This window comes from Streptomyces palmae (assembly GCF_004684805.1).
GTDB classification, from domain to species: domain Bacteria; phylum Actinomycetota; class Actinomycetes; order Streptomycetales; family Streptomycetaceae; genus Streptomyces; species Streptomyces palmae.
The window spans coordinates 1-8,010 of the sequence record NZ_SRID01000324.1 but is presented as its reverse complement, the minus strand read 5'-3'; the positions used below and the strand labels follow the sequence as shown (position 1 = coordinate 8,010).

The 8,010-nt window shown below is 72.6% G+C and carries 6 protein-coding genes and 1 pseudogene; 2 read left to right on the top strand and 5 right to left on the bottom strand.

The window, feature by feature from the left end; all coding sequences use genetic code 11:
- Positions 1-10: 10 nt before the first annotated feature.
- Together E4099_RS25490 and E4099_RS25485 are read left to right on the top strand one after the other, a co-directional pair.
- Complete coding sequence (locus E4099_RS25490) at positions 11-1,339, top strand: nicotinate phosphoribosyltransferase (protein ID WP_245245158.1); 1,329 nt, start codon at positions 11-13, stop codon at positions 1,337-1,339.
- A gap of 266 nt (positions 1,340-1,605) precedes the next feature.
- Positions 1,606-2,205 (top strand): isochorismatase family protein, encoded by a 600-nt coding sequence (locus tag E4099_RS25485; protein ID WP_135341458.1) that lies wholly within the window; start codon positions 1,606-1,608, stop codon positions 2,203-2,205.
- A gap of 160 nt (positions 2,206-2,365) precedes the next feature.
- Here the strand turns inward: E4099_RS25485 and E4099_RS25480 are convergent.
- From E4099_RS25480 to E4099_RS25460, 5 genes and pseudogenes are all read right to left on the bottom strand, one after another.
- Positions 2,366-2,677 (bottom strand): annotated as a pseudogene (locus tag E4099_RS25480) (hypothetical protein); the annotation flags it as partial.
- Between the two features lie 175 nt (positions 2,678-2,852).
- Positions 2,853-5,249 (bottom strand): immune inhibitor A domain-containing protein, encoded by a 2,397-nt coding sequence (locus E4099_RS25475; RefSeq protein WP_135341461.1) that lies wholly within the window; start codon positions 5,247-5,249, stop codon positions 2,853-2,855.
- A gap of 331 nt (positions 5,250-5,580) precedes the next feature.
- Positions 5,581-6,105 carry an RDD family protein gene (locus E4099_RS25470; RefSeq protein ID WP_245245153.1) on the bottom strand — a complete coding sequence of 175 codons (525 nt, stop codon included), beginning with the start codon at positions 6,103-6,105 and terminating at the stop codon, positions 5,581-5,583.
- Positions 6,106-6,205: 100 nt separating this feature from the next.
- Positions 6,206-7,072 carry an RDD family protein gene (locus tag E4099_RS34930; RefSeq protein ID WP_135341457.1) on the bottom strand — a complete coding sequence of 289 codons (867 nt, stop codon included), beginning with the start codon at positions 7,070-7,072 and terminating at the stop codon, positions 6,206-6,208.
- Positions 7,073-7,290: 218 nt separating this feature from the next.
- Positions 7,291-8,010: RDD family protein (locus E4099_RS25460; RefSeq protein WP_245245152.1), on the bottom strand; the 720-nt coding region annotated here is incomplete at its 5' end.

Genomic DNA, 8,010 nt, shown 5'->3' with positions numbered 1-8,010 from the left:
CCTCTCAGCGGTGGCCGGGGGAAGCGGCTGGGGGAAGGTGGGCGTGCCGTCGACGGCGCTGTTCACCGACCGGTACGAGCTGACCATGCTGCAGGCCGCGCTGCGCGCCGGCACCGCCGACCGGGCCTCCGTCTTCGAGGTCTACACCCGCCGGCTGCCCGAGGGCCGCCGCTACGGCGTGATCGCCGGCACCGGACGGGTGCTGGACGCCGTGGAGAACTTCCGCTTCGACCGCGACGTCCTGGACTTCCTCGCCGACCGGCACATCGTGGACGAGGCCACCCTGAGCTGGCTGGCCGACTACCGGTTCCGCGGCGACATCTGGGGCTACCCCGAGGGCGAGGTGTACTTCCCCGGCTCCCCCGTCCTGCGTGTCGAGGGCACCTTCGCCGAGGCGGTGCTGCTGGAGACGGTGGTCCTGTCGATCCTCAACCACGACTCCGCGGTGGCCGCCGCCGCCTCCCGGATGTCGGTGGCCGCCGGCGACCGGCCGCTGATGGAGATGGGCGCCCGGCGCACCCACGAGCTGTCCGCGGTGGCCGCCGCCCGCGCCGCGTACGTCGGCGGCTTCGCCACCACCTCCGACCTGGCCGCCGGCTTCCGCTACGACATCCCCACCGTGGGCACCAGCGCCCACGCCTTCACCCTGCTGCACGACAACGAGCGCGACGCGTTCACCGCCCAGGTGGAGTCGCTGGGCAGCGGCACCACTCTGCTGGTGGACACCTACGACGTCGCCGAGGCCGTGCGCACCGCCGTGGAGGTGGCCGGGCCGGGCCTCGGCGCGGTCCGCATCGACTCCGGGGACCTGCTGCTCCTCGCCCACCGGGTCCGGCAGCAGCTGGACGAGCTGGGCGCCCGGGACACCAAGATCGTGGTGACCAGCGACCTGGACGAGTACGCCATCGCCTCGCTGGCGGCCGCACCGGTGGACGCGTACGGGGTCGGCACCCAGCTGGTCACCGGCAGCGGGCACCCCACCTGCTCCATGGTCTACAAACTGGTGGCCCGCGCGGAGAGCGACGCCCCGGGGGCGCCGCTGCGGGCGGTCGCCAAGAAGGCCATGGGCGGCAAGACCTCCATCGGCGGGCGCAAGTGGGCCGCCCGGCGACTGGACGCGGAGGGAGTGGCCGAGGCCGAGGTGGTCGGTTCCGGTCCGGTCCCCGCCGAGCTCCAGGACCGGCAGCTGCTGGTCGAGCTGGTGCGCGGCGGCGAGATCGTGGGCCGCGAGCCCCTGGACGCCGCCCGCGACCGGCACATCGCGGCCCGCGGCCGGCTCCCGCTCTCCGCCACCCAGCTCTCCCGCGGGGAGCCGGTGCTGCCCACCGAGTACCAGTGAGCATCGCGGGCGACTGCGAGCACCGCTGATCGCTGATCAGCGGCCCCCGGGCGGGTGCGACCCCCCGGGCGGGGCGGTTCCGGGTCGGGCGTCCCCGGCCCGGACGGCCCCGGTCGGGGCGGCCCGGTGAGGTGGCGGCCTCGCCGGGAGCGACCGCCCTTGGCCATCACTTCCCGTGCTCCTCGGGAAGTGTTTACCCTCGGCTACACGCAACGGGGCTCCGCCAGGCCCCGGCCCCGTCCGGGTCCTCAGGGAAGGCACCAGCCATGCACCGCGCACTGATCGTCGTCGACGTGCAGAACGACTTCTGCGAGGGGGGCAGTCTCCCGGTCGCCGGCGGCGCCGACGTGGCCGCGGCGATCACCGAGCTGATCGGCGCTGCGCCCACCGCCTACCGCCATGTGGTCGCCACCCGCGACCACCACATCGATCCGGGTGACCACTTCTCCGACCACCCGGACTACGTGGACAGCTGGCCGGCGCACTGCGTGGCCGGCACCGAGGGGAGCGGCTTCCACCCCAACTTCGCCCCGGCCATCGCCTCCGGCGCCATCGAGGCGGTCTTCGACAAGGGCGCCCACGCCGCCGCGTACAGCGGGTTCGAGGGTGCCGACGAGAACGGCGTCCCCCTGGCGCAGTGGCTGCGCGACCACGAGGTGACCGAGGTCGACGTGGTGGGCATCGCCACCGACCACTGCGTGCGCGCCACCGCGCTGGACGCCCGCGGCGAGGGCTTCACCACCCGGGTGCTGCTCGACCTGACCGCCGCGGTGGCCGAGGAGACCGCCGTGCGGGCGCTGGCGGAGCTGCGGCAGGCGGGGGTCGAGCTCACCGGGAACGAGCGGGTGGTCCGCTCCGGCTCCTGAGGTCCGGAGGCACCGACCGGGACAGAGGCCGGAGCCCGCGCCCAAAAGCGGCCGACCGGGGTGGTCAGGCCGTCAGCGGGGTCTCCGTACGGTCCGCGGACGCGATGCCCGCGAGCCCTCCGGTCCGCCCCGGCTGCCCCGGCTGCCCGTACGCGTCGCAGGGGCGGAGCAGGGCGCGGATGGGGTGCCAGAGTTCGCCGCCGTCCTCCGGGACCGCGCGCCAGAGCAGGCCGTCCGGGTGGTGCAGCACCGCCGTGATCTCGTCCGGTGTCGGCGGCCTGGCGTTGCCGCGCAGGTAGACGGCGCGCAGCCCCAGATTGCGCAGCCTGGTCAGGGCGCGCTGCCGGTTCGCCGTGTGGACCAGCACCCGCACCTGGTCGCCGGGTACGCCGCCCGAGCCCTGCGGCCGCGGAAGGGACAGGGCCACCACCACGCTGCCGTCCGGCAGCTTGGCGAATCCTCCGTCTGCCATGCGTTTCATCTCCCCCGTGAGATGTCGTGCTCCATGGAAACGTCCGTCGGAACGTCTGGGCGTCTGGACGTCAACAGGAGTGTCAACAAGAAGCGGTCAGCAGCATCTAAACGCGATCGGCCGCCGCCCGCTAGAGGGCGACGGCCGATCAAGCTCTGACCTGCGGTGTTAGCGATTACCGTGTGGCAGGGCTCACCTTGACGGTCATCGAGGAGCCATCCCGCGCCTCGTGCTGGATGCTGATCCGGGTGTTGGTGTCAGCAACCTGAACGCCACCGGTCGGGTTGGTGTCGTACCAGTAGACGCCCGCGTGGTCGTCGAAGACCGAGACGCCCTTCTTGGCCTTGACGGTGGCGGCCACGTCCTTGCGGTGCAGGGTGAAGCCGTCGGTGCCGAAGGTGCTGAAGGTGGAGTCGTACGCCTGGAAGCGGTTGCCCATCACGGTGCCGTCGGCCCAGCGCTCCGGCGCGGCGTGGGCGTCGATCGGCAGGATCAGGCCGGTGCCCGGGTGGACGCCGACGTTGTTGTTCTTCTGGGAGGTGTCCCACTTCCAGATCAGCAGGCCGTTCTGGTACGGGTAGTGCTCGACCCAGTCCGGTCGGGTGGTGGCGAAGCCGAAGTTGTACGGGCCGACCTTGAGGGTCTTGTCATAGGACACGTACTGGCGGTTCTCCGCGATGTAGTACTGCGGGTAGTCCTGGGTGAAGGACTCGCCGACGCGGCTGAAGCCCTTGGCGGTCCAGCCGTTGTCGCCGTCCTCGGCGCCGTCCGCGAAGAGCTGCTTGCCGTCCGCGGTCACGCTGATGCCGTCGGCCGTGAAGCCCTTGCCGCCGGCGCCGCCGTCGGTCTGGTAGCGGAAGCGGAGCTCGATCTTCTTGCCGGCGTAGGCGTCCAGCGGGTACGAGAGCTGCTGGTGGGTGCCGGAGCCGCCGGTGAGGGCGGGCTGGTCGCTGCCGTCCCGGGGGATGGCCTTGCCGTCCGCGGTGCCGTCCAGCGGGGTGAAGCTGGCGCCGCCGTCGGTGGAGGCCTCGACGTAGGCGAAGTCGTAGTTCTCCTCGATGTCCCACCAGCCGGACAGGTCCAGCGTGGCCTTGGACACGCCGGTCAGGTCGACCGTGCGGGTGAGGGTGTTCTTCAGGTCGTCGCCCTGGTCGCTCCACCACTGCTGGGAGCCCTCGGCGGGCTTCACCACCGTGGTGGTGACGGTCTTGTCGGGGAGGCTGACCAGCAGCGCCTGCTTGCGCTTGGTGTTGTACTCGGCCACGCCCAGCTGGTGCTTGGAGGCGGTGGCGGCCTTGGCCGTGTCGTAGTTGAGCCAGCCCAGCTTCAGCTTGTCCCAGGCGTTCATGTCGCCCGGCATGTCGCCGATGGAGTCCTTGCCCATGCCCAGCCAGGAGCCCTGGGCCATCAGCGACCAGAAGGCGACCGAGGACTCGCCGGCACCGGTGGTGTCGTACTCGTCGGGCAGGCCCAGGTCGTGGCCGTACTCGTGGGCGAAGACGCCGAGGCCGCCGTTCTCCGGCTGCATGGTGTAGTCGCCGACCCAGATGCCGGTGTCACCGATCTGGGTGCCGCCCGCCTTGTTCTGGGCCGGGCCGGTGCGTCCGGCGTCGGAGCCGTAGGCGTACCAGCGGTGCGCCCACAGGGCGTTGCCGCCCTGGGCACCGCCGCCCGCCGACTGGTCCTCGCCGGCGTGCACGATCTGGAAGTGGTCTATGTAGCCGTCGGCCTCGTTGAAGTCGCCGTCGTCGTCGTAGTCGTCCCGGTCCCACTGGTCGTACTGGGCGAGATCGGCCTTGATCTGGGCGTCGGTGCGGCCGGCCGCCTTCTGGTCCTTGGCCCACTGGTTGACGCCGTCGCGGATCAGGTCCCAGACGTTGGCGCAGTTGGTGTCGCCGCAGTAGTCGGAGCCGTAGCGGGCCTCGTTCCAGTCGACCTTGACCCAGTCGGAGACCTCGCCGTCCACCGAGTAGCGGCCCGAGGACTGCTTCTCGTAGTACTTCTTCAGGGACTCCTTGTCCTTGTCCGTGGAGAAGTACAGGTCCTGGAAGTGCTGCCGGCTGTAGTCCTTCTGCCAGGCGGTGCTGTTGTCCTTGGTGCGGTCCGGCTCGGCGATGGTGTTGTGGGCCGGGCCGGGCGTGCCGCCGTACTTGGTCACCGGCGGCTCGGGGCCGTCCGGGCCGTCCGGGTCGTAGGTGGTGGTGTCGTCGACCTTGTCGCCGAACTCGACCAGGATGGTGAAGATCTTGTCGGTCTTCTCCCGGCCCAGCTCGACGTACTTGCCCTTGCCCAGCTTGACGACCTCGGAGCCGCCGCGCCGGACCGGCTTGGCGTCCCCGTCGAGGACCTGCTGGAGGGCGGCCTCGCGGCGGGCCTCCCGCTCCTTGCTGAACGGACCCGGCAGGTCGTGCTCCACGCCGGCGCGCACCTGCGCCGGGTCCCGGTCCTTGATCGGCTTCGCGCCGGGCGCCTCGTCGGCCTGTGCCAGACCGGTGCTCAGGGCGGCCGCACCGATGGCGGCTATCACCGTCGCGATGGCGGTCGATCTGACCGCCCTCCGTGAGCTCTTCACTATGGACATGCCTCCCCAGTCAAACCTGTGGCGGTATTTGACAGGAGTGGCTCCAGAAAAGACAGCCCTTGACATGAACAGGAGCTGACAGTACGTTAACCGGCCTACCTCGTCCGGATTTCGGACACCTCTCCCCTGCGCTGCGGGGACGGTCCACCCGAGGGATCGTCAGGTCTTGTCGCCGTACCGCCGGGACGCACCCGGACCCCGGCGCGGTGCCGCACGCTGTACGGGGGCGAACCGGGCCGGTTGCCGGACGCGGGATGGACGGCCGTGCGTAGTCGCGTGCGCCCGCGAGGCGAGCGGGCGGGCCGCCCCGGGCACGGCCCGCTCAGTACAGCGCGGAGACCACCACGGTCTTGGCCGCCTTGTCGTGGAGGCTCTGCCGGTACGGCCGGTCGCGCAGCTGCCACACCGAGTTCACCAGCCAGAAGATGGTGCCGACCGCCACCGGGGAGGCGATCCCCGGCAGCGCGTACACGGCACCCCGCACCCACCCCTGGCGCCCCGGCACATCGCCGTCCGCCAGCTTGGCCACCCGGATCCGCAGGGCCTTCTTGCCGAGCGTCTGGCCGCTGTTGGCCAGCATCGCGCCCTCGTAGGCGAAGTAGAGGGTGAAGGTGAGCGCCGCCGAGATCAGCACCTTCGCGGTGTCCTGCTCACCGGGGTGGTCGAGCCCGTAGCGCAGCGCGCCGGTGGCGGCGAGCATCACCACCCAGATGAAGCCCAGCACCAGGGTGTCGATCAGCCGCGCCTGGAACCGCTGCGCCGGTGTGGCCAGCGGTGCCATCCGATCCAGGGGCACCGGGGCCTGTTGGGCGGGGGCGTACGGGTGGTTCGGCTGTTCGGGGCTCATATCTTCGATTACACCAGCCGCCCCGGCCGGGTGGACAGCTCAGGGTAGGGCCCACCCGCGACGGCGCCGTCCGGCGCTCACCGGCCCAGGGCTCGGCGGCTCACCGGCCCAGGGGCTCGGCGGTGACCACCACGGTGGTCGCCACCTTGTCGTGGAGGCACTGCCGGTACGGCCGGTCCCAGGTGCACCACAGGACGTTCACCAGCCAGAAGACGAAGCCGCAGCAGGGCACGATCTCGGGCAGCGAGTAGACGGCGGCCCGCGCCCACCCCGGCTGGCCGGCCGGGACGGAACCGTCGTTGAGCATCGCGACCCGGATCTTCATCAGCCGCTTGCCGACGGTCTGTCCGCTGTGGGTGAGCATCAGGCCTTCGTAGACGAAGTAGACGAGGGCGCCCACCACCGTCACCACGGTGGCCCTGCCGTTGGAGTTCACCGGGTCGTAGCTGCCCAGCAGAACGCCCATCACCAGGCCGACGGGGATACCGATGAGCAGGCCGTCGATGATCCGGGCGAGCAGTCGGCGGGGCAGCGGGGCCAGCGGCGCCATCGCGGACAACGGGGGCTTTCCTGGCTGCTCGCCCCCGTAGGGACCACCGCCGCCGTAGGGGCCACCGCCGTACGGGCCGCCGCCGGGTGGGCCGCCGCCGTACGGACCGCCACCGCCGCCCTGGTCACCGCCGTAGGGCCCGCCCCCGGATGGGCCGCCGCCGTACGGACCGCCACCGCCGCCCTGGTCACCGCCGCCGGGCCAGCCGCCCTGACCGCCCTGACCACCCTGGCCGCCACCGCCCTGCTGTCCGGCGGCGTACGGAGCGCCACCGCCCCCGTGCCCGGACGGGCCGCCCTCGTGCGGCGCGGCCTCATGCCAGGGCGGGCCGCCGTACGGCTCGGCGCCGTGTCCGGGGTCGGCCCCGGACGGCGGCCGCGACGGACAGGGGTCGTGGGCGGGCGGCTCGCTGCTCATGGCCCGAGTCGAACCCGGACCGGGCCGCGGCGCATCCGGCGGGCGCCGTTCGGGCGACGCGCGGACACACCATCAGGCGGGGTACACCCTCGGGGCCCAGCCGGCGGACGGGCACACGGGGTTGGGGTCGGCCGGGTGAGCCGGGGAGGGCAGGCACCGACCCACCCCACCCCCTTCCGGACCCGGCGGCCGGGCCCACCTCCGCCGGATCGGGTGTCTCAGCTGCCCGAGGCGACGAAGGTGTGGGCCGCCTTGTCGTGCCAGCACTGGCGCCAGGGGCGGTCGAACAGGCACCACAGGACGTTCACCACGCCGACCACCAGCACGCCCAGCACCCCGTACACCAGCCAGCGGCGCAGGGCCGCGCCGAAGGACGGGGGTTGGTGGGACTCGATGTCCAGCGTGCGCAGGCCGCACAGGCGCTTGCCGAGGGTGCGGCCCCAGCGAGCGGTGGGCAGTGCCTCGGCGAGTGCCCCGACCAGCAGCAGTACGCCCAGCACGATGCCGAGGTACAGCCCCGTGGTGCCGTCCAGGAGGTAGACGGTGACGGTCTCGCCGGTCTGCTTGGCCTCGTCGATCTTGGTGTCGATGTGGTCCTTGGCCTTGCTCCACAGCGGCACGGCGGCGGCCCCGACCACCGCGAGCAGCAACACGGTGTCGATCAGCCTGGCCACCAGTCGGCGGCCGAGCGCGGCGGGCCGGCCCTGTGCCTGGGCGGCGCGCAGGAACGGGTTGTCGGTGGGCGGCTTCCAGGGGATGACGCCCTCGGGCCCGGCGGCGTTGCCGGGCCCGGGCGCGGGTTGTGCCGCCGGTCGGCTCCAGGCCGGGGCGCCGCCGTCCGGCGCGGCACCGGCGGGTGGGCCGCCGTGCGGGGCCCCGGCGGGGGTGGCCGCCGGGGCGTTGCGGCCCTGGGCCGGGACCCTGGGCGGGGCCATGTG